Origin of the sequence: Bacillus sp. CECT 9360, from assembly GCF_918741275.1 — a bacterium.
Classification (GTDB): domain Bacteria; phylum Bacillota; class Bacilli; order Bacillales; family DSM-1321; genus Peribacillus.
In genome coordinates this window covers 23,381-44,396 of the sequence record NZ_CAKKNA010000016.1, presented here as the reverse complement: position 1 = coordinate 44,396, position 21,016 = coordinate 23,381, and the positions used below count along the sequence as shown (strand labels likewise).

Here is a 21,016-nt window from a genome sequence, read left to right as displayed (position 1 = left end):
TCACCCCAAACGTTGATTATGACTGCCGGATCGATCTGCGATAGATATATTGTTTCCACTGGAAGCGAATAAAACAACCGATGCAAAATCCGAGGATCGCTACAAAAGCTGCCAGTGCTACCATGATTGTAAAAGTATAGGCAAGAAAGGTCCAGTCCATTACATAACCGACAAGTCCAAGAGCCAGGCAGATAACGGATATGGCCTGATTAAATTGCTGCTGGTCATATTCTTCGGGAATATATTCAGAAGGCTTCTTTTTTAAGAATAACTTGGCGAAACGCATGACGGGATTGTAGTGAAAAAACAAACCGGATATTCCTGCAAGGAGTGGAATAGCAAGAATCCATTCCTGACCGGTAACCCAAGTTAAAACAACACTTAATACAATAAACCATTGATTAGTTCTGACAAGAGGACGTGGAACCGTACGCATTTCATTTTCCATACAATAATTCCTACCTTTCTAATAGGTTTTATAGGTATCTCTTATTTTATAGACTAAAAGATGCTTTGTGAAGATAAATGCTTGTAATAAATAAGTGAAAAGATTGTCACTAATTTTATTTATAATAATTATAAATAAATATTGATTATAATTTTAAAAAGCGTATAATAAATGTATAAGGAAATGAACTAATATAAATCTTAAACTACTAATCTAAAACTATATGAAATGGTTTGGAGGAAATAACATGCAAACAAAGATATGTGATACATGCGGTAAACCTTTGAAGAAATTAAAACATTCGATCCTCTGTGATTGCGGTCCAAAGATTGTAAGAGACCGGCATAACGGGAAATCGAAGAAATAATCCATACGACTAGATTTTTTAGAAGCTCTGCTTATATGTCCTATCTTTCCGCATTCATTCTAAATACTTCTATCCAAGGCACCGATTTTCCGGTTTTTCGGAAGGTCGGTTTTTTCATGTAGATGTATCAAAGACTTCCAATATGTTCAGCCTTTAGCCAAAAAATTCGTGCGTGTCGACAGCATTCGGTATAATATTAAAGGGAGAACTGAAAAAAGATGCTTCTGTATCGTTAGAATATTAATTTCCGCATTGTAGGAGGTGCCTGGGAAGGACCTCAAGGCGAATCAACGTTGAACGAATTTGATTCATAGGTCTTCCCTAATACATTGGACATAGCAATAAAACTAGTAATGGTAGTCATTTTGATCGCTTTGACAGCTTTTTTCGTAGCTTCAGAGTTTGCGATTGTAAAGGTAAGAAGTTCCCGAATTAATCAATTGGTAGAAGAAGGCCACAGAAATGCACTTGCGGCAAAGAAAGTCACTACTCGTTTAGATGAGTACTTGTCAGCTTGTCGATTGGGCATTACAGTGACCGCTTTAGGACTTGGTTGGCTTGGTGAACCGACAGTAGAGCAATTATTCCGTCCCCTTTTTGAAAGAATGGAGCTAAATGATTCTGCTGCTCATCTTTTATCTTTTTTCATTGCGTTTTTCTTCATGACTTACATTCATGTTGTTGTCGGGGAATTGGCACCAAAAACGGCGGCCATTCAAAAAGCTGAACAAATTACATTGTTGTTCGCTAAACCGTTAATCTTGTTTTACCGTATTCTGTTTCCTTTTATTTGGGTATTAAATGGTTCGGCAAGAGTTTTAACTGGTCTATTTGGTTTGAAACCGGCCTCCGAAAAGGAAGTAGCACATTCTGAGGAAGAGCTTCGGATGATTTTGTCGGATAGTTACGAAAGCGGTGAAATCAACCAGTCTGAATTCAAGTATGTAAATAAAATCTTTGAATTCGATGAAAGAATTGCTAAGGAAATCATGGTTCCGCGTACGGCCATGATAACGATTGAAAAGGATATACATCTTCCAGAAATCATTGATATCATCCAAAAAGAAAAGTTTACCCGCTACCCAGTTACGGATGGCGATAAAGACAATGTTATCGGTATGGTAAATATTAAAACTCTTTATATAGCTACCATTACCGAAAAGAACGCAGCTACCTTAAAGGTAGAGGATTTTATGACACCTATTATTCGAGTGCTTGAGAAGAGTCCCATTCATGATTTGCTCTTGAAGATGCAAAAAGAGGGTACGCATATGGCGATCTTATCAGATGAGTACGGTGGGACAGCAGGCCTTGTGACGGTTGAAGATATATTGGAGGAAATTGTCGGGGAAATCCGTGACGAATTTGACCAGGATGAACGGCCGCTCATTCAAAAACTAAAAGAAAACCATTATATTTTTGACGCAAAGATGCTCATCCATGAAGTTAGTGATACACTTGGAATTGAAATGCCTGAACAGGATATTGATACATTGGGAGGTTGGATCCTCACCGAAAAGTCTGATGTCCAAATGGATGATGTCTTAGAGTTTGGCGGATATCTATTTAAAGTGAAAGAATTAGATGGCCATCATATTCTTTATGTAGAAGTGGAAAGTATAGGGTCAGAGATATAAAAAGACTGCAGGGGGTATGAAATGTACTCTTTGTAAAGTCCCGGTTTGGATAATAAAAGTACCCTATAGAGTAGACAATTATAAAAAGTCTACTCTATAGGGTACTTTTTGGATCATTTTTTTAGCTTGCTGATTTCTTCTTGGATATTTCCTTTTAATTTATCCATTTTTCCTTCAGCTTGAAGCCCAGGATCATTCTTCGCATTACCGGTCTGATCCTTTGCTTCACCTTTCACCTTGTTGACCGTGCTTTTTACTTTATCAGATAAATCGTTCATCATGACTCCTCCTTAAAGTTGTTACTATACCAATACCCGTGCCGCTCATAGATAAACGCCATAAGGAAAAGGAAATAGAAACCATTTAAGGATAAGCTTATGTTATGAAACAAGAATGTCCTCGCCCCGGTCTTTCAAAAAAGAAAGGACAGCTTCAGCGATTTTATCTTTGTCATAATCAAGTGATGCGACATGATAAGAATGATTAAGTGAGACCATATGCTTTTCTTTTGAAGAGACAAGATGGTAGATTTCATAAGAACAATGTTCAGGTACAACATGATCCTCGGGAGAATGAAATAAAAGAACCGGACAATATACTTTGTGCAACGCTTTTTTAACTCTGTCCATCAATGAAAGAAGTTCATTAATCGCTTTGATCGGAACCTGTGGGTAAGTGATTTCGAAAGCGTCGCCATCGTTGATATCGGGTTTTTCATCCGGAATGAACCGTGGAGCGGTAAAATTTCTGTAAGGTTCATAATCAGGGACCTGCAAAGCGGCGTTTATGGCTATAACGCCATCGCAATCAACCTCACCAGCCAAGTCCAGAGCCAAAGCCCCACCCATCGATTGACCGATTACATAAATGTTGCTGCATGTTTGTTTTAACCGGGAATATCCTGCTGCAACATTTTCGATCCAATCCTGATAGCTGCATGACTCCATTTCTTCCTCATGTGTACCGTGCCCTTTTAACCTTAACGAGTAGACAGTAAAGCCTTGGTTGGAAAATTTCTTGCCCAGATATTCCATGCTCTGCGGGGTCCCATTAAAGCCATGGATGATCAGGATTCCGGCAGAATTGCCGGAAATAAAGTAAGGTTCAGCACCAGGGATTACTTGTGTTGTAGTCATGTGAAATCTCCTTTCAAACAGTAGAGTGGGAGTAATAATTTAATAGTATGAGCCATATTTTATTTAGATAAATTAATTATTCCTATTGATTTACTTGGTTTTAATAGTAGCATCTGGTTGAACACTATGTCAACGGGTTGAACATCGATAAAATTTCTTTTTAACGAAGACCCGAAATAGTGGACATTTTTTTAGTTCAAGAACAGTAACCAAAGTAAAAACCGTCCGAGTCAACGGACGGTTTTTCTTATTGCCTTAGGAGCCCTTGACAATTAATCATTGTAGTCGTCTCCATATCCACCACCATATCCTCCGTATCCACCGCCATAACCACCGCCATAACCTCCACCATATCCATACCAAGGGTAATAAGGACGTGGACGTGGGTAGTAATAAGGATAGTAAGGGTAGTAAGGGTAGTAAGGGTAGTATGGTCTTGGTCTAGGGCGTGGCCTAGGACGAGGGCGTGGGTAATAATAAGACTGTTGTTGTTGCCTTTCATCTATTTGTCCAGCGTAATTAAAGTCGTTTGGAAATGTGTTCTGTTCTTCAGGATTTACATTATGGTAATTCAAAATAACGCCTCCTCAATTTTTTCCTACACCTTACCGTATTCTGAAACCCAATAAGTCGAGTAAGTCCCAATATCAATGGGTATCATAAAAATATTTAGGTTTGGGACATCAATAATGAATAAGGGGAAGTAAACCATGGGACTAACATCAGAGCAGCGTATCGAATTGCATGGATTTAATAATCTGACAAAATCATTAAGCTTTAATATGTATGACATTTGCTATACAAGGACAAAAGAAGAACGTGAAGCCTATCTCGAATACATAGATGAACAATACAATGCAGACAGATTAACGAAAATTTTAAAAACGGTATCGGATATTATTGGGGCGCATGTATTAAATATTGCTAAACAGGATTATGTGCCACAGGGAGCAAGTGTCACCATTTTGGTTTCGGAGGGTCCGATTGTGGAAGTTCCGACTGAATCATACGATGAATCGCCCGGACCTCTTCCGGATTCGGTTGTTATGCAGTTGGATAAAAGCCATATAACGGTTCATACGTATCCTGAGTATCATCCAGATGAAGGGATCAGTACGTTCAGAGCGGATATTGACGTCTCTACATGTGGGGAGATTTCACCGCTTAAAGCGCTGAATTATCTGATTCATTCGTTTGATACAGATATTATGACGATTGATTACAGGGTCCGGGGCTTTACGAGAGATATTAGCGGTCACAAGCTATTTATTGACCACGATATTACTTCTATCCAAAATTACATCCCAGAGAGTATAAAAAGCATATATGACATGATTGATGTAAACGTCTATCAAGAAAATATTTTTCACACGAAATGTAAGTTGAAAGAGTTTGATCTAAACAACTATCTATTCGGGTACACAAAGGAAAAGCTTCAACCAGAGGAGATAGAAGAGATAACGGAGAGATTGAAAATAGAAATGGATGAAATATTTTATGGGAAGAATATTAATCAAACGTTTGATTAAGAAAAAATGCATACAAAAAAGGGGCCGCTGATGGGGCCCCTTTTGCTGACTTATATTATTCTGCTTCTGTTTCTTTCTTTTTGCGGAATTTAGTGATGAATTCGTATACGACCGGAACAATGACAAGTGTTAAAAGTGTAGAGCTTATTAGCCCGCCAATAACAGTAACGCCAAGTCCTTTCGAAACAAGTCCACCGCCACCCGATCCAATTGCCAGCGGGATTAATGCTCCAACAGTAGCGATTGCCGTCATCAAGATCGGACGGAGACGTGTCTCCCCGGCTTCCAGCAAAGCTTCTCTTGTCGAGCTGCCGGCTTCCTCCTTGTGAATAACTCGGTCAATTAAGACAATCGCATTTGTCACGACGATTCCTATCAGCATTAATGCTCCGATAAGGGCAGAAACACTAATGGTTTCACCAGCGATGAGCAAGCCCAATAGTCCGCCGATAATTGTGAATGGTAGTGAGAAGAGAATGGCTATCGGTGCCAGGCCGCCATGGAACGTGATGACTAACACCAAGTATACGATGGCGATTGCCGCTAACATCGCTAATCCAAGCTGAGTAAACGATTCGTTAATTTGTTCGGTTACTCCGCCGAATGAGATGCTTGCGCTTCCTGGCAGGTCGATATCTTCAATTTCCTTTGTCACATCGGCTGTTACTTTTGAAACATCATCTGTTTTGATTTTAGCGGAAACTGACGCATAGATTTTTCCATCCCGCTTCATTATCGTATCAGATGATTTCCCTTCTTTGATTTCGACTACGTCTTTAAGCTGAATCTCCATACCAAGAGGGGAGGTAATCGTTTTATTTTCTAAATCCTGTTTATCATCATATTGATCAGCTTGCGCGTCAATATATACATTAACTTCTTTATCATCATTATTGATCGTCGTTAATGTCTCGCGTTCACCGGTATTTGATAGTGCCATACCAATCTGAGCGGCCGTAATGCCTAAATCACTTAGCTTTTCCTGATTAGCAACAATCGTGTATTGATCATAGGACTCAGAGATACTGGAATCCACATCTTTCAAGTCATCGTGATCTTCAAGGATGCTCATTGTTTCTTCAACGATTGGCTGAATTTGCTCGATATTATTGCCGTATACATTCAAGCTCAGCTCGTTACTTGCACCGGCACCAGTAAAGTCTTGTGATTTCCATTCACCTTGTGAAGAGAAATCTTGAAGATCTTGGATTACTTTCTCTTTTTCTTTCTCAAAATTCTCTGTATCCGGGTCATACATCACATAGAACAACGCTGAATTATCAGGACCCATAGTCATTGGATTTTCTCCACCGATCGTGTATTGGATCGAATCAACGTTTTTTCTATCCATAAAGTATTTCTCTGATTGTTCAGTTGCTGCTTCAATATCTTCTAACTTTTCTCCTGGAGCAGGCTTATATGTGATAATCATCGTTTTTTCTTCCTCAGCTGGTATAAAGCTTACCCCGATGACTGGAACGAGGAATAAACTTGAAACCAAGAGGACGATTGCTAATCCAAATGTAATCAGTTTATGGTTCAATGACCAAGTTAACACTTTACGGTAAAAGCCAGACAGCCTTCCTGGTTTGTTCTCGTGGGATTTACCTTTTAAGCCCTTTTTAAATAAAGAGTGGGCCATCGCTGGTACAATCGTAACGGCCACCACTAATGAAGCGAGCAGGGCGAAGACGATTGTCAAAGCAAATGGGAGAAATAATTCCCCGACTGGTCCTTGAACAAGTCCTAATGGCAAGAAAACGGCCACTGTTACAATGGTTGAAGAAAGGATTGGGATAAACATTTCTTTCGTTGCCGCCCGAATCAGTTCTTTTCCTTTTAATTGTTCACCGGATAGAGACATTCTCCGATAAATATTCTCAACGACAACAATCGAGTCATCTATAACACGCCCAATTGCAACAGTCATGGCACCCAGTGTCATGATGTTCAGGGTAATGTCCATTTGTTTCAAAACAAGAATGGCCATAAGTAAAGACAATGGAATGGAAACAACAGAGATAATCGTTGATCTGAAGTTCCTTAAGAATAGAAGAATGATCAGCACGGCAAAAACTCCACCGATAATCGCTTTTTCAAGCATTGTTGTTACTGCTTCTTCAATCGGCTTTCCTTGATCCAATGTGGTATGAATCTCTGCACCATCATATTCTTTTTCAAACTGTTTGATTTCATCTTTGACAGCATTTACAACATCAACCGTATTGGCCTCAGGTGACTTTGTTACTTGTATGCCAATGGATTCCTGTCCGTTCGTTCTGGAAACGGATTCTGCTTTACCTACGATCTCGACATCCGCTATCTCAGAAAGCTTTACTTTTTCCATTTGCGGAGCTTGTGACTGCCCCGGACTTGCTGCTGGTCCCGGCGGTGCCTGGTTCATCTGACTTTGCCCGCCTGCATTAGGAGCGGCCGGTCCTTGTGGCGCGCTCTGCCCGGCTGTACCTGGCATGCCTTGTGGTGCGGCAGGGATAACAGGGATTTCAATATTCTTTAAATCATCCAGGGTTGTAATATTTCCATCAACGACAATGGTTTTTTCGCTATCCGCGAAATTAAAGAGTCCAAGAGGGAAGGATACATTTGAGCCTTGAACAATTCCTTTAACGGTTTGTTCATCCAATCCGTATTGAGCCATTTTTTCTTTGTCATATGTTAAAACGGCTTCTTCCACTTGCTGTCCAGAAATGGCAACAGTCGATACTCCGTCTAATCCTTCAAGCTTAGGTACTAAGTTTTCTTCCACTTGTTTCGTTAATTCAGCTAGATCTACATTTTCATTTGTTGCGCTAAGTGCTGCAACAGGAAATGCATCTATGTCTATTCTAGAGACATTTGGTTCTTGTGCTCCTTCAGGGAACTCAATGCTCCCTATTGCCTCCTTAGCTTCATCAACAGCCTCATCCATATCCTTATCAAAGTTGTATTCGATTTGAATAGATGAGAAATTCGCCATTGAAGTAGAGCTCACTACATCAACTCCAGATAGATTACTGACCCTCTTCTCAATAGGATCGGTAATCTTTTCCGAAACCTCATCAGGCACCGCTCCAGGGTATACGGAAGAAATGCTTATCACCGGTGTGGAGATACTCGGCAGCGTTTCTAATTTCATATTCAATCCAGAGTATAAGCCGGCAATGGTAATAATGATCGTTAAAAGCCATATCGCCAGTTTATTCTTTAAAGAAAACTTAATAATTGAATTCAAGCAAAACCCTCCATGTTTAAAATTGTGACTGGTCGGTCATAAATTAAAATATAAGGGAAATTAGTTTGGAATGCAATGATAAGTTGCCAATAATAGTATGTTTATTGTTCTTTATTGAAAATTAATATACAATTAATGAATATAGAGTGACTGCTCAGTCATCCTTCGTCGAGGTTTACTTATCTATTATTGTTAGGATGGATCTTATGAATGAAAAACGTAAATTAATTATCGATGTCGCTGTTAAACTATTTTCAGCGAAAGGATATCACTCCACATCCGTCCAGGAAATTGTGGATGGATGCGACATGGCGAAAGGTTCCTTTTATAACTATTTTAAATCGAAGGAAGAGCTGCTAATATCCATTTTCAAATATTTCCATGAAACAATGTCGTCCAAGCTCGCTGAGGTGGAAAAGGATTCTTCATTAACCGAGAAGGAAAAGTATATCAACCAAATTAATATTCAAATAGAGCAAGTGACCATTAATGAAGACTTTATCCAAATGTTTATCAGGGAACAGATGATACACATTAGTGAGGAACTTGACCAATTTATACACTTTGTCAGGAGAGACTCGCTTGATTTTTTTGGCGGGAAGGTTCGGCGCTTATACCCGGATTTACCTGAAGAATATATTGTTGATAGTGCAATCATTTTGGATAGCATGGTAAAACAGTATATTTCCATTTTGCTTTTTGATAAAAATAGTGAGATCAGGGAAGACATCGCTCCCTTCTTATTAAATCGTTTGGATTCAATTGTTGAAGGTTTCCTAAAACATAAAGACCCGCTTTTGAAAGCCATCCAATTTGGCGTTTGCATGAATCGAGAGCCTGACACTAAGAAGCGACTGCAAAGTATGATTGCCTTGCAGATTGAATTCATCAAAAATCAGCCAGACGAAAATAAGAAAAGAAAGAAACTCGAGGTGCTATCGGAAATCCAAAGGGAACTGGGGAAAGATGCACCGAAGAAAATCGTTTTGGAAAGCCTGTTGCTAATGCTCAACAACAGGGAGAAGGAAAACAGTGCTTATTCTTCAATCATACGTGCATTTCAAGAGTATCTTGCTGAAGATTAATATACGATAAAAATGGCCATTTAGAAAATGGCCATTTCAGATTGTCGACAAAAAGGGGTTCGGAATGGTCTCATTCCGAACCCCTTTTTAGTGATTATTTCTATTTTTGCTTATTTTGAGTGTGAATGGACCTCACTTAGCCTTATTTATTAGGCCATTTCTGGACCTTGCCATGTCCAGTTTGCCATCTTCTTCAAATTCATGGCAGCGAAAGTAAGCATCCCCTGCATCGACAATTTTTTAAGTCCCCTTAACTTTGTCCAACGCATGCCATGCTTTTCTTTTGCATCTGCGAATACGCGTTCTATCGTTTCTTTGCGTTTCGCATAGATTGGTTTTACATCCTTGTGGTGTCGCAAATGATCTGTTTCCTCTACATAATCCTGCCAAATATGCCTCGTCACCCCAATCATTTTATGTATCAATTTTAAAATAGATTTTAGGAACGTTCCATAGTAAACGTTTAAAAGCCTGTTGATTGGAGTGGAAGGCGCGAAGACTCCTGCGGGAGCAGCGGGACAGGTGAGACCCCGCAGGAGCATGCGACGAGGAGGCTCACCGCCCGCCCCTAAGGTGCGCGAAGCGCCTGGAACGGAAATCAACAGACCCCATTAACAGGCCAAATAAAAAAATAACTGCAGGCAAACTCGATTTCATCCAGTTTGTCTACAGTCTGAAATGGCCATTTAGAAAATGGCCATTTTTTTTTTTGACTTCTAAAAAAATGGTTGACGCTGGAAATAAAAACATTTATACTTAGTTACATTAGTAATGAACCATTTAACTAAGTAAGGTGGTGTATTATGAAATTCAATCTTGATAGTGACCGTCCAATCTTCCAGCAAATTGCCGACCAAATTGAGGACGAAATCATACACGGTACGATTCATGAAGGCGACCGTGTTCCATCGACGAATGAGTTTGCGGCTCATTATCAAATTAATCCAGCAACCGCAGCCAAAGGAATAAACCAACTGGTGGATCAGGGGATTTTATATAAAAAGCGGGGGATCGGAATGTTCGTGGCTGAAGAGGCGAAAAGTGTATTAATCAAAAAGAGGAAAACTAAATTCTTTGAAAACTATATCATTCCGTTGAAATTGGAAGCTGAGAAATTGAATATCCATGTCGAAGATTTAATAGACATGTTGAAGGGAGTTGGGAGAAATGAAAATTGAGATGAATAACATCTCCAAACAATTCGGCAAGAAAAAAGCATTGCGGGAGATTAGCTTGAACCTTGAAGAAAAGAAAATATATGGACTGCTTGGGAGGAATGGGGCTGGAAAAACCACGCTTATGCAGCTTATTGCAGGCTATGAGAGGCCCACGGCAGGTACTATTTTAGTAAACGGTGAAGAGCCGTATGAAAACTGTAACGTTACAGAGAAAATTTGCTTCATTAATGAAAGTGGTAATTTTAAAAATACCCTGAAAATAAGTGAAACTTTATATATTTGCTCTCTATTTCATCCTCAGTGGGATCATCAGACCGCCCGGTACCTTCTAAACCAATTCAACTTAGATCCGTCGAGTAAAGTAAAAGCTTTATCAAAAGGGATGGAATCAGCTCTTGGAATTGTCGTTGGCCTTTCTAGTAAGGCGCCCGTGACAATCTTTGATGAACCATATATCGGTCTGGACGCTGCAGCCAGGAAACGGTTCTATGAATTACTTATCGAAGAATATACCAGGCAGCCCAGGACATTTATTTTATCAACGCATTTAATTGATGAAGTGAGCATGTTGTTTGAAGAGGTCATCATGATGGCAGAAGGAAGAATCATGTTGTGGGAAGAGGCTGAAACATTAAGGCAATCTTCTTTAATGATCCATGGCACAAAAGAAAGTATCGACTCTTTTGTTGGAAATAAAAAAGTGCTTCATCGCTCGACATTTGCGGGCCAGGAAAGTGCCGTGCTCTTTGGCGAGAACCTAAGCAGGCAGGAGGCAATTGATGCAGGATTAAGAATTGAGAGTGTGCCTGTGCAGGAATTAATGGTTTATCTGACGGAACATACGAAAGGAGAGAAATCGGCATGAGCGGACAAATTGGGGCGATACTGCGCTTTGCATTCATTGATGCGAGACGCAGCTTATCCATGTTCTGGTCCATTTTAATTACAGTGATGGCTATTATGTTGATCATTCCTCTCTATTTTGGGATAGAAAGTGGCATTTACCTGGGAAGCCAGACAGCGGTCTTTATTTTTTGTGCGATTTTTGGGTTTGTCGGGGTGAAAGAAACATTGCCATATGTAATAAAAATGGGGGGCACAAGAAAAAATTATTGGATGGCCTTATCATTCCTGTTGCTTTTGATTTCTTTATTAATGGCCATTATACACGTTTCACTGGTTAGTGTTTATTCTTTCCTATCAGAACATTTAATGAATGGAGAGGCAAAGGTCTTTCACTTAGCTTCGTTTTTGAATGGAAATGATTACTGGTATGTGCGGTTCTATATTGACAGTGCTGTTTGCTTTATGCTTCTAAGCGGTTCCTTCCTTTTTGGACTGATTTTTTACCGATACGGCATGATTGGGGGAACCATAGCCATTGTTTTGCTGAATCTGCTTGGTTTTATACCGCCAGTTCATGCTTTATTGCTTGAAATAATGGAAAAATATATAGTTATGTTTCAATGGAAGGTTTACGGGTTATTTTTCGGAGTTGCGCTGGTTCTTCTTATCATTTCATGGTTTTTGATTCGAAAGGCCCCGGTCTCTGCTTATAATGGGAAGTAATGGGTAGAATCTGAACTTTATTAATCAACACGGCTTCTTGCGGAACAGCAGGGCCGTGTTTTTTCCTATTCAGGTTTTAAATCTGCCGAAGCAGGTAAAGTAATTTGTAAAGCAATTTACAATAAGAAGAGATGGTGGTCTGAACATGAAGTGGAAAAAAGGGATGCTTATATACCATCAGAATGCCGGCAAAGGTAAAATAGAGAAAGCACTAAGAGATTGCCTGCCGATTCTTTCACCAAATATCGAAGAATTCCTCCTCATCCAAACGAGAGAGCAGGGTGAGGGGGCGAGGTTATGCCAAAAGCACGGGGAAGACATGGATGTCATCTTTATTCTTGGCGGTGATGGTACAGTACATGAATGTATAAATGGACTCGCAGGCTTAGAAAAGCGACCTTTAATCGGGATTTTGCCAGCGGGAACTTGTAATGACATGTCACGTGCTCTCAATATTCCCCAAAATATCCGCAGAGCAGCTGTTGCTTTGGTAGAAGGAGAAACCGTTCAAATTGATGTAGGAAAGACAGGGAGTAATTATTTTTTAAACTTCTGGGGCATTGGGTTGATTACAGAAACCTCGAATAATATCGATCCTCAGGAGAAAAGCAGATTAGGGAAAATCAGTTATTTATTAAGTGCGCTCAGAACGATAAATGAAAGTGATCCTTTTCACTTTAAAATGATTTATGACGGGAATACGATAGAGGACGAGGCCATCATGATTCTTACGGTAAATGGAAATTATATTGGAACGAACATGCTTCCATTTCCGTTAATCAAGCCGGATGATGGCTTATTGGATGTCATTATCGTAAAAAATTCCAGCCTAGGTATTTTTAAAGAAATTATGGAAATGAAAAGAGCGCTAAGTGAAAGTACAGATTCTGATTCAGGGGTTTTGTATTTTCAGGCAAAAGAGCTTCAAATTGTGACGGATGAAGAGTTGGATGCTGATATGGATGGAGAAATCTATCAAAAGACACCGGCAGACATTTCTATTCTTAAAGCTCATCTTTCCATGTTGTGCGGCCCGGCCATAGGGGAACCATTTTAGGCATAAAATATATGCCCGAAACAGGAAAAAAACCGATTAGCCCGCTTTTAAGAAAATGTCAGGTCGGCTTTTTCTAGCCGTTTAGACTGAACTTTATTTTATAGTCCAAAAGTTTTTGTCGTTCGTTGTTCACATTTGGCTAATTTAAGATAAAATAAGAGATAACATAATTTTCTATTCCGCGGGGGAGCGAATATGATTTATCAAGTCCGGTTGTTAAATGGCCTTTTCCATCCTAATGGAAACAGCTATCGGCTGAAACAAGCAGAGGAAGTGGTGCGTTTCGGCCCGAATTTATTAGTCTTATATGTTTTGAGCATCATCATTTTTGGTATCAGTGCGTACTTCGGCATCGGCTCTGAATCGATTTCAGGCGAAGTGACAAAGCTGAATGAGGCTGCCTTTGAAAGTGGCAAGTTACTTGTAATCGCGGGGGAGTTGATTGCTGGGCTTTTATTTCCTTCTATCTTCTTGTTCCTGTCTTCCGTGATTTTTTGGATATTTACGGATACCAACTATTTGCGGATCGTAATTGTCCAAATGATCGTCTTTGTTATTGCTTTGTTTGAAAAAGCCGTATCCATTCCGCTATTTGTGCTGATGGATATCAACCAGAGCTCCAATCCCTTTTCCCTTGGGGTCATAAGTCAGCATCTGATCTCAAATGAGTTTTTTATCCGCTTTTTTGGAGAAATCACACTTTTTCAGCTGGTGATCATTTTGTTTCAATATTATTATTTAAGAAAACTCTCAGAAACGAATAAATATCTTATTATGCTTGCGATTGGGCTATTTTATATAGCTTCCTGGTTTGCGGCAGCATTATTATCCTACATAAAAGTCAGCGTATTTTTCTAAGGGGGTGTGGGCTTGAAAAAGTGGAAGCTATACGCACCCATTTTGGCTGCGATTCTATTTTTCGCTTTGAACGTCTATTTAATTGTCAAGGACGACAGTAAGGTTGAACGGACTGTTTTTGTAAAAGAATGGACAGAGGTTAAAAAGCAAAACATTACAGAAACCTTTCAAACGAAAGGGGTTATTAAACCAAGGGAAGAATACCCTGTGTATTATGGGAGGGAGAAAAAAGAGTTTCAAAAATTCCTTGTCCGGGAAGGTGACACCGTAACCGCAGGAACTCCGCTGCTTGAATATACCACTCCGGAACTTGATGCCGATAGAGCTGATTTGGAAGCTGAAAAGAGTCAAACTGAGGGAGAAATCGCCGGTATTGATGAATATATCCGCAAATTGGAAAGTTACCAGGCAACCATTCCGAAAGCAAGTCCTAAAAATGAAACGGATAAAGAGCTTGAAAGCGAACTCGAGCAAGAAATTTACGAACAGGAATCAGAGAAAAAAAAGTTAGAGGAACAAATTAAAACATATGATGCCAAGATTAACAATATGACGGACGGCGGTACTGGGACAATAGCAAGTGAAACCGACGGCGTTGTAAAGCATGTCGATCAGAACCTCGGTGAGGAACAGGGTCCCATCATTACCATTGCGTCATCACAACCGTGGATTGAAGGAGTCCTAAGTGAAAACCAATTGAAGAAAACGGAACCTGGCATGAAAATACAAATAACTTCTCCCGATCTGAAAAAGCCTATAGATGGGACTCTTGAAAGAGTCAATATCAATCCGACAGAAGAGCCGACTGTGAAAACGAAGAATTACTACTTATATAACGCGGTAATGGAAGAAGAGACTGACAAGTTGGTCAACGGTTCTAAGGTAGGTGTCTCAGTAATTACGGCGGAAGCAAAAGGAGTTCCCGCTGTCCCTGAACATGCAGTACAGCAGCGGAAGGCTAAGCCATTTGTCTATCGATTAACTTCAAAAGGACAGGTGAATAAACAAAATATAGCTAAGGGCCTTAGTTTTGATGGCAAGCAAGAAATAAAGAGTGGTGTTAAATTAGAGGATGTTGTCATCCTTGAACCGGATAACAAACTCCAAAACCATTCTTTGTTTATCACGCCGCTGGATATGAGCGAAATTAAAAAATCCTCGCTGAAGAAGCTGCCGAAAAAAGAGATCGTACGCTACCTTCTGATAGGGTTATTGGAAAAATAATATAATCTCCTCGAACAGCTAAGTTCGCGGAGATTTTTTTTCGAAGAAATAGGTTTTCTAAGATTTACATACGGGTAAATCCATTTACATAATTACTTTTTTAGGATAATATCTTTTTTGTGTTATTTTTTTCGCTTAATCTTAAACAAAAGAACGGGGGAACCAATTTTGTGGAGAGGTTTCCACTAGGGGTGAATTCAGTTTTGAAAGGGCTAAGTGTTTCCTGGTCCTAACCCGACAGCTAACCTCGTCAGCGTCTTTATAGGGAACAGTAGGTAGGAATGGTCACGCACAAAAGGCATGCCTGTGTCTTTACGTGCAAGAAATACATCTAACTTGTTTCCCTTACCGAGACAAAATGCTTTTGCAGCATAGAATTTTACAGAAGGTGAGGATCTAGATGAAGAAAATAGGATTAGCATGGCAGATTTTTATTGGCCTTGTGCTGGGGATTGCTGTGGGGGCGATCTTTTTTGGCAGCCCGCAAGTAGCAAATTATTTACAGCCCATTGGCGATATTTTTCTTAACTTAATTAAAATGATCGTGGTACCGATCGTTATTTCCAGTATCATCGTTGCGGTTGCTGGTGTCGGTGATATTAAGCAATTAGGAAAAATAGGCGGTAAAACGATTTTATATTTTGAAATTATCACGACGATTGCGATTGTCGTCGGTTTGGCAGCTGCCAACCTGTTCCAGCCCGGAGCAGGCATTGAAATGGACAAGCTGAATAAGACGGACATTGGCAGCTATGTGAATACTGCTGAAACCCAGGAGAGCCACTCGATGGTTGATACGTTTGTTAACATTGTTCCAACGAACCCTATTGCAGCTATCGCAGAAGGTGATATGCTTGCGATTATCTTCTTTGCTTTAGTGTTTGGATTAGGTATTTCAGCAATTGGGGAGAAAGGGAGACCGGTGCTTGCCTTCTTCCAGGGAACCGCGGACGCCATGTTTTATGTGACCAATCAGATTATGAAATTCGCACCATTCGGCGTTTTCGCCCTAATCGGTGTTACGGTTTCGAAATTTGGGATTGAATCGTTAATCCCGCTTGGTAAACTGATATTCTCGGTTTATGGGACGATGCTATTCTTTATTATTGTTGTGTTAGGGTCAGTTGCGAAATTAGTCGGATTCAACATTTTCACACTGATTAAGACGTTAAAAGAAGAACTGATTTTAGCTTATTCGACTGCAAGCTCCGAAACGGTGCTTCCAAAGATTATGGAGAAGGTGGAGAAGCTTGGCGTTCCGAAGCATATCGCTTCATTCGTCATCCCGACGGGGTATTCGTTTAACCTGGACGGTTCGACGCTTTACCAGGCATTGGCCGCTGTTTTTATCGCTCAAATGTACGGCATTGAGATGAGCATAGCCGACCAGGTTTCGTTGATGCTTGTATTAATGGTGACGTCTAAAGGAATTGCCGGTGTTCCGGGAGTGTCATTCGTTGTTCTTCTGGCAACGCTTGGAACAGTGGGGATTCCGGTGGAAGGCCTTGCATTTATCGCTGGTATTGACCGTATTCTCGATATGGCACGAACAGCGGTAAACGTAGTTGGAAACTCACTTGCCGCGATTGTCATCGCCAAATGGGAAGGCAAATTCCAACGTGATCCTAAGCCGCAGACCACAGAGATATTAAACGTAAATTAAACCAAAGACCAGAGCGAATAAATCGCTCTGGTTTTTGTTATGCAGAAAGTATAATTGTATAAAATGTCCAAACACTTGGAGTTTATTACCCAGACTCGGGATTTATTATCCAAACTCAGATTTTATTAGAGTTACTCTTGCCAAAGGACTTGGTCGATTTTAGTTGATGTTAGCCGGAAATTCGTTTTTGTAGCCAGGCTGGATTTTTGTAGCTAAAATTTTGATTTTGTAGCCGATTTGCATCATTTTGTAGCTGGAACACAGACTGTTGTAGCCGGAAATTCGTTTTTGTAGCCACGTTGGATTTTTGTAGCTAAAATTTTGATTTTGTAGCCGATTTGCATTGTTTTGTAGCTGGAACACAGACTTATGTAGCCGGAAATTCGTTTTTGTAGCCACGTTGGATTTTTGTAGCTAAAATTTTGATTTTGTAGCCGATTTGCATCATTTTGTAGCTGGAACACAGACTTTTGTAGCCGGAAATCCGTTTTTGTAGCCACGTTGGATTTTTGTAGCTAAAATTTTGATTTTGTAGCCGATTTGCATCATTTTGTAGCTGGAACACAGACTTTTGTAGCCGGAAATCCGTTTTTGTAGCCAGGCTGGAATTTTGTAGTTAAAATTGATTTTGTAATCGATTTGCATCATTTTGTAGCTGGAACACAGACTTTTGTAGCCGGAAATTCGTTTTTGTAGCCAGGCTGGATTTTTGTAGCTAAAATTTTAACTTTGTAGCCGATTTGCATTATTTTGTAGCTGGAACACAGACTTTTGTAGCCGGAAATCCGTTTTTGTAGCCAGGCTGGATTTTTGTAGCTAAAATTTTGATTTTGTAGTCGATTTGCATCATTTTGTAGCTGGAACACAGACTTTTGTAGCCGGAAATTCGTTTTTGTAGCCAGGCTGGATTTTTGTAGCTAAAATTTTTATTTTGTAGCCGATTTGCATCATTTTGTAGCTGGAACACAGACTTTTGTAGCCGGAAATTCGTTTTTGTAGCCAGGTTGGATTTTTGTAGCTAAAATATTGATTTTGTAGCCGATTTGCATTATTTTGTAGCTGGAACATAGACTTTTGTAGCCGGAAATCCGTTTTTGTAGCCAGGCTGGATTTTGTAGCTAAAATTTTGATTCGACGGGTTTTCTTTAGAAAAAATCATGTGAAATTAAAACGTTTTAGGAATTCAAAGAAATCTCTTCCTTCTGAATGCTGATATTTGGTCACAAAATAACTGTGCGATATTGGTAGAGGGATTGAATCTATCCTGACTTCGAGAAGTCTTCCTTCCATAAGCTCCCTTCTGACCGTTGAGATTGGCAGGAACGAGATTCCCAGTCCTTCTTCAATAAACTTTTTAGTTACATGGACCTGGCTAACAACCATTGTGCGAATGGCCGGGTGATTTTTTTTGATCGTCTGCAATAAATCATCCCAATATTCTGGATGGTTATGGGACATGATTCTGTAGGAGGCAAACAGCTCTTCCATTTCAATGGGCGGGCTGTTCTCACTGTCCCAGCCGTCATGAGGCGCCACTAAAATAACAGGATCTTCATATAAAGGCAAGCATGTAAGATCAGTGTGTATGGCGTTCATTCTCGATAGGCCCAAGTCTGCTTCACCGGAAAGAATAGCGGCTGGAATATCTTTTGATTCAAGCACCTGTATGTCAATGGAGATGTCGGGATGAATGCTCATATATTTTCTTAATATGAACGGCATGATGGAAGCGGCGATTAAAGGTGAGATCGCAATGGTAAGCTTTCGTGAAAATCCTTGCCTGAAATTCTCGAAATCTTTCATTCCTTCACTATGTATGGCAAGAAGTTTGCGTGCATGCGGCAAAAAGCGTCTGCCTTCTTCAGTTAAAACCACTTTCCGGCCACTTCTTTCAAAAAGCTTGCTTCCCAGATAGCCTTCGAGTAGCTTGATATGCACCGTAACAGATGGCTGTGAGATAAATAGCTTTTCAGCAGCCTGGCGGAAGTTTTCATAGGTAGCTGCTGTTACAAAGGTTTTCAACCATTTTAGCTCCATAGCGTCTCCTCCTGATTAAATTCATTAATCGATATCATGCTATTTATTTAATATTTATTATTGATTATAACACGTATAATGAGCCTAATAAGATGAGGAGGGAATTTATGGTTATAAAAGGCCTGAAAGGTATTCCGGCAGCTGAAACATCCATCAGTTTCATTGACGGTGATAAAGGAATACTCATCTATCGAGGACATGAAGCAAGCCGGCTTGCATTATCGTACAGCTTTGAAGAAGTAGCGTATCTGTTATGGAAAGAAAAATTCCCGGATAACGCAGAGTTGTTGTCTTTTAAAGAAGAGCTGGCATTGGCTAGGGAGTTGCCCGAGTACTTGGTAGAAATGTTGTATCTTTTACCTGAAAATATGGAGATCATGGACGTATTGCGCACTTGTATTTCTGCGATTGGAACAAAGGAATATAATTGGAAACCTTCCATTGATCAGGCAATTCGTCTGACTGCGATCATGCCGGTATTAATTGCTTCTCGATATAGAATAAACAAGGGCTTGTCTCCGATTGAACCAATGATGGATTTAGGGCATACTGCCAATTATCTCTATATGTTAACCGGAGAAATACCTACTAAATCACAAGAGAAAGCTATGGATGCTTATATGATATTAACAGCTGAGCATGGCATGAACGCCTCCACTTTCGCTGCCAGAGTGACCGCTTCCACCGAATCAGATATGGTCTCTGCTGTAACCGCGGCGATTGGGGCGATGAAGGGACCTCTGCACGGAGGAGCGCCGACCGCTGTCCTAAACATGCTCGATGAAATTCAGAAAGAAGAAAACGCGGAAGTCTGGATTAGGGAGAAGCTTGATAGAAACGAGAAAATCATGGGCTTTGGTCACCGTATTTATAAGACAAGAGATCCGCGGGCAGCTGCTTTGCAGGAAATTACGAGGGGAATAAGTGGAGATGAACACTGGCTAAGTCTTGCTAATTCAGTAGAAGAAAAAGCGATTTCGTTACTAGAGGAATACAAACCGGGAAGAAAGCTCTACACGAACGTAGAATTTTACGCAGCAGCGATTATGAAGGCAATAGATATGGAGGCGGCTCTTTTTACACCGACATTTACTGCCGCACGGACAGCAGGTTGGACGGCCCATGTGTTGGAACAATCATTAGATAACGCGATTTATCGTCCAGAATCGGTATACACTGGTCCATTTTATGTTGAATGATCTGAACAAAGCTCCCTGGCGATACCGGGAGCTTCGTTTTACCGTGATTGATTTAAACGAAAATTTCTATCATTCAAACGAAAAACATAATGATTTAAACGAAACTAGGGTTCATTTAAACGAAACCCCTAAGTCGGGTGCACAATCCTGATGAAATTGCTTGCTATCGCCCTATAAAACTTTATGAGACATATCCCCTTCAAAAATAATCTCCGGATGGCCGTCTTTCACAACGATTTTGGTTAAACTGGTATTGCCTAAGCTAGGTTTTTGCGTGAATAGCTTGTCGAGTGGCAGTTTTTTTATATACGCGTTCAATACTCTTAGGGTGATAGAGTGAGACACGACCATGACCGTGCCCGATGGATGCTTCTCAACAATTTCATTAAATGCCGAAACCACGCGGTCTATCACATGGGAGAATAATTCCCCGCTGTTGCGGTTATAAAGATGGGGCGTTTCCCAGAAGGCCTTATATTCCTGTTCATATTCTTTCTCTATTTCTGTACGAATTCTTCCTTCCCAGTCACCAAAGCCCATCTCCCGTAACGAATCATCCTGGATGATTGGGATGTCGCGGCTGCCTGTAATCAGCTCGGCCGTTTGATAGGCTCTTTTGCTAGAGCTGGAGTATATCAAGTCGATAGGCACATTTATTAGCCTGCGGCCAAGTGCGAGAGCATCGTTGATTCCTTCTTTTGTCAATTCTCCGTTTCCCCACCCCTGCAATCGTCCTTCAAGATTCCACTCGGTTTGCCCATGGCGTACTAAATAAATTGTCAGCATAACACTTCTCC

18 protein-coding genes, 1 pseudogene and 1 riboswitch are annotated in these 21,016 nt (G+C 40.3%); of the genes and pseudogenes, 11 read left to right on the top strand and 8 right to left on the bottom strand.

All coding sequences use genetic code 11. The features are described 5' to 3' along the window. Window positions 1-16 precede the first annotated feature (16 nt). Entirely contained in the window at window positions 17-448 is a 432-nt protein-coding gene (locus LQ216_RS17370) for a DUF4395 domain-containing protein (RefSeq protein ID WP_230130696.1), read from the bottom strand. 696 nt (window positions 449-1,144) lie between these two features. Here LQ216_RS17370 and LQ216_RS17365 point away from each other — a divergent pair. Then, window positions 1,145-2,452 (top strand): hemolysin family protein, encoded by a 1,308-nt coding sequence (locus LQ216_RS17365; RefSeq protein WP_230130695.1) that lies wholly within the window; start codon window positions 1,145-1,147, stop codon window positions 2,450-2,452. A gap of 113 nt (window positions 2,453-2,565) precedes the next feature. Here the strand turns inward: LQ216_RS17365 and LQ216_RS17360 are convergent, their stop codons facing one another. The 3 genes from LQ216_RS17360 to LQ216_RS17350 form a co-directional block, all read right to left on the bottom strand. Next, window positions 2,566-2,730, bottom strand: a complete 165-nt coding sequence (locus LQ216_RS17360) for a CsbD family protein (protein WP_290369288.1) — start codon at window positions 2,728-2,730, stop codon at window positions 2,566-2,568. A gap of 102 nt (window positions 2,731-2,832) precedes the next feature. After that, entirely contained in the window at window positions 2,833-3,588 is a 756-nt protein-coding gene (locus LQ216_RS17355; protein WP_230130693.1) for an alpha/beta fold hydrolase, read from the bottom strand. A 272-nt stretch (window positions 3,589-3,860) separates the two neighbouring features. Beyond that, the gene (locus tag LQ216_RS17350; RefSeq protein ID WP_230130733.1) at window positions 3,861-4,094 is read right to left on the bottom strand and encodes a hypothetical protein; all 234 of its coding nucleotides are present in this window, start codon (window positions 4,092-4,094) and stop codon (window positions 3,861-3,863) included. 204 nt (window positions 4,095-4,298) lie between these two features. Between LQ216_RS17350 and speD the strand changes: the two genes are divergently transcribed. Beyond that, window positions 4,299-5,117 carry an adenosylmethionine decarboxylase gene (speD, locus tag LQ216_RS17345; RefSeq protein WP_230130692.1) on the top strand — a complete coding sequence of 273 codons (819 nt, stop codon included), beginning with the start codon at window positions 4,299-4,301 and terminating at the stop codon, window positions 5,115-5,117. Between the two features lie 55 nt (window positions 5,118-5,172). Here the strand turns inward: speD and LQ216_RS17340 are convergent, their stop codons facing one another. After that, the gene (locus LQ216_RS17340) at window positions 5,173-8,349 is read right to left on the bottom strand and encodes an efflux RND transporter permease subunit (RefSeq protein WP_230130691.1); all 3,177 of its coding nucleotides are present in this window, start codon (window positions 8,347-8,349) and stop codon (window positions 5,173-5,175) included. A 206-nt stretch (window positions 8,350-8,555) separates the two neighbouring features. On the opposite strand from LQ216_RS17340, the gene LQ216_RS17335 reads away from it, so the two are divergent. After that, the gene (locus LQ216_RS17335; RefSeq protein ID WP_230130690.1) at window positions 8,556-9,434 is read left to right on the top strand and encodes a TetR/AcrR family transcriptional regulator; all 879 of its coding nucleotides are present in this window, start codon (window positions 8,556-8,558) and stop codon (window positions 9,432-9,434) included. A 149-nt stretch (window positions 9,435-9,583) separates the two neighbouring features. Here the strand turns inward: LQ216_RS17335 and LQ216_RS17330 are convergent. Then, window positions 9,584-9,838: pseudogene (locus LQ216_RS17330) on the bottom strand (transposase); the annotation flags it as partial. 399 nt (window positions 9,839-10,237) lie between these two features. Here LQ216_RS17330 and LQ216_RS17325 point away from each other — a divergent pair. The 7 genes from LQ216_RS17325 to LQ216_RS17295 all read left to right on the top strand — a co-directional run bounded on the left by LQ216_RS17325 (window position 10,238) and on the right by LQ216_RS17295 (window position 16,983). Beyond that, entirely contained in the window at window positions 10,238-10,612 is a 375-nt protein-coding gene (locus LQ216_RS17325) for a GntR family transcriptional regulator (RefSeq protein ID WP_230130689.1), read from the top strand. After that, the gene (locus LQ216_RS17320) at window positions 10,602-11,477 is read left to right on the top strand and encodes an ABC transporter ATP-binding protein (protein ID WP_230130688.1); all 876 of its coding nucleotides are present in this window, start codon (window positions 10,602-10,604) and stop codon (window positions 11,475-11,477) included. Before LQ216_RS17325 ends, LQ216_RS17320 begins: the two co-directional genes overlap by 11 nt. Continuing rightward, window positions 11,474-12,181: a hypothetical protein gene (locus tag LQ216_RS17315; RefSeq protein WP_230130687.1), complete on the top strand. Its 708-nt coding sequence runs from the start codon at window positions 11,474-11,476 to the stop codon at window positions 12,179-12,181. The genes LQ216_RS17320 and LQ216_RS17315 overlap by 4 nt, the downstream gene beginning before the upstream one ends. Window positions 12,182-12,326: 145 nt before the next feature. Further along, on the top strand, window positions 12,327-13,238 hold the full coding sequence (locus tag LQ216_RS17310) for a YegS/Rv2252/BmrU family lipid kinase (RefSeq protein WP_230130686.1): 912 nt from the start codon (window positions 12,327-12,329) through the stop codon (window positions 13,236-13,238). Window positions 13,239-13,433: 195 nt separating this feature from the next. Then, window positions 13,434-14,096, top strand: a complete 663-nt coding sequence (locus LQ216_RS17305) for a hypothetical protein (protein WP_230130685.1) — start codon at window positions 13,434-13,436, stop codon at window positions 14,094-14,096. A gap of 12 nt (window positions 14,097-14,108) precedes the next feature. After that, the gene (locus LQ216_RS17300) at window positions 14,109-15,320 is read left to right on the top strand and encodes an efflux RND transporter periplasmic adaptor subunit (protein ID WP_230130684.1); all 1,212 of its coding nucleotides are present in this window, start codon (window positions 14,109-14,111) and stop codon (window positions 15,318-15,320) included. Window positions 15,321-15,442: 122 nt separating this feature from the next. Further along, a riboswitch (cyclic di-AMP (ydaO/yuaA leader) is annotated at window positions 15,443-15,592 on the top strand. A 128-nt stretch (window positions 15,593-15,720) separates the two neighbouring features. Beyond that, window positions 15,721-16,983: a cation:dicarboxylase symporter family transporter gene (locus tag LQ216_RS17295; RefSeq protein ID WP_230130683.1), complete on the top strand. Its 1,263-nt coding sequence runs from the start codon at window positions 15,721-15,723 to the stop codon at window positions 16,981-16,983. A gap of 1,155 nt (window positions 16,984-18,138) precedes the next feature. Here the strand turns inward: LQ216_RS17295 and LQ216_RS17290 are convergent. Beyond that, window positions 18,139-19,020, bottom strand: coding sequence for a LysR family transcriptional regulator (locus LQ216_RS17290; protein WP_230130682.1), 882 nt, complete (start codon window positions 19,018-19,020; stop codon window positions 18,139-18,141). 107 nt (window positions 19,021-19,127) lie between these two features. Here LQ216_RS17290 and LQ216_RS17285 point away from each other — a divergent pair, with 107 nt between their 5' ends. Next, window positions 19,128-20,219 carry a citrate synthase/methylcitrate synthase gene (locus LQ216_RS17285; protein WP_230130681.1) on the top strand — a complete coding sequence of 364 codons (1,092 nt, stop codon included), beginning with the start codon at window positions 19,128-19,130 and terminating at the stop codon, window positions 20,217-20,219. Window positions 20,220-20,390: 171 nt separating this feature from the next. Here LQ216_RS17285 and LQ216_RS17280 read toward each other — a convergent pair whose 3' ends face one another. Further along, entirely contained in the window at window positions 20,391-21,005 is a 615-nt protein-coding gene (locus LQ216_RS17280; RefSeq protein WP_230130680.1) for a histidine phosphatase family protein, read from the bottom strand. Between the last annotated feature and the right edge of the window lie 11 nt (window positions 21,006-21,016).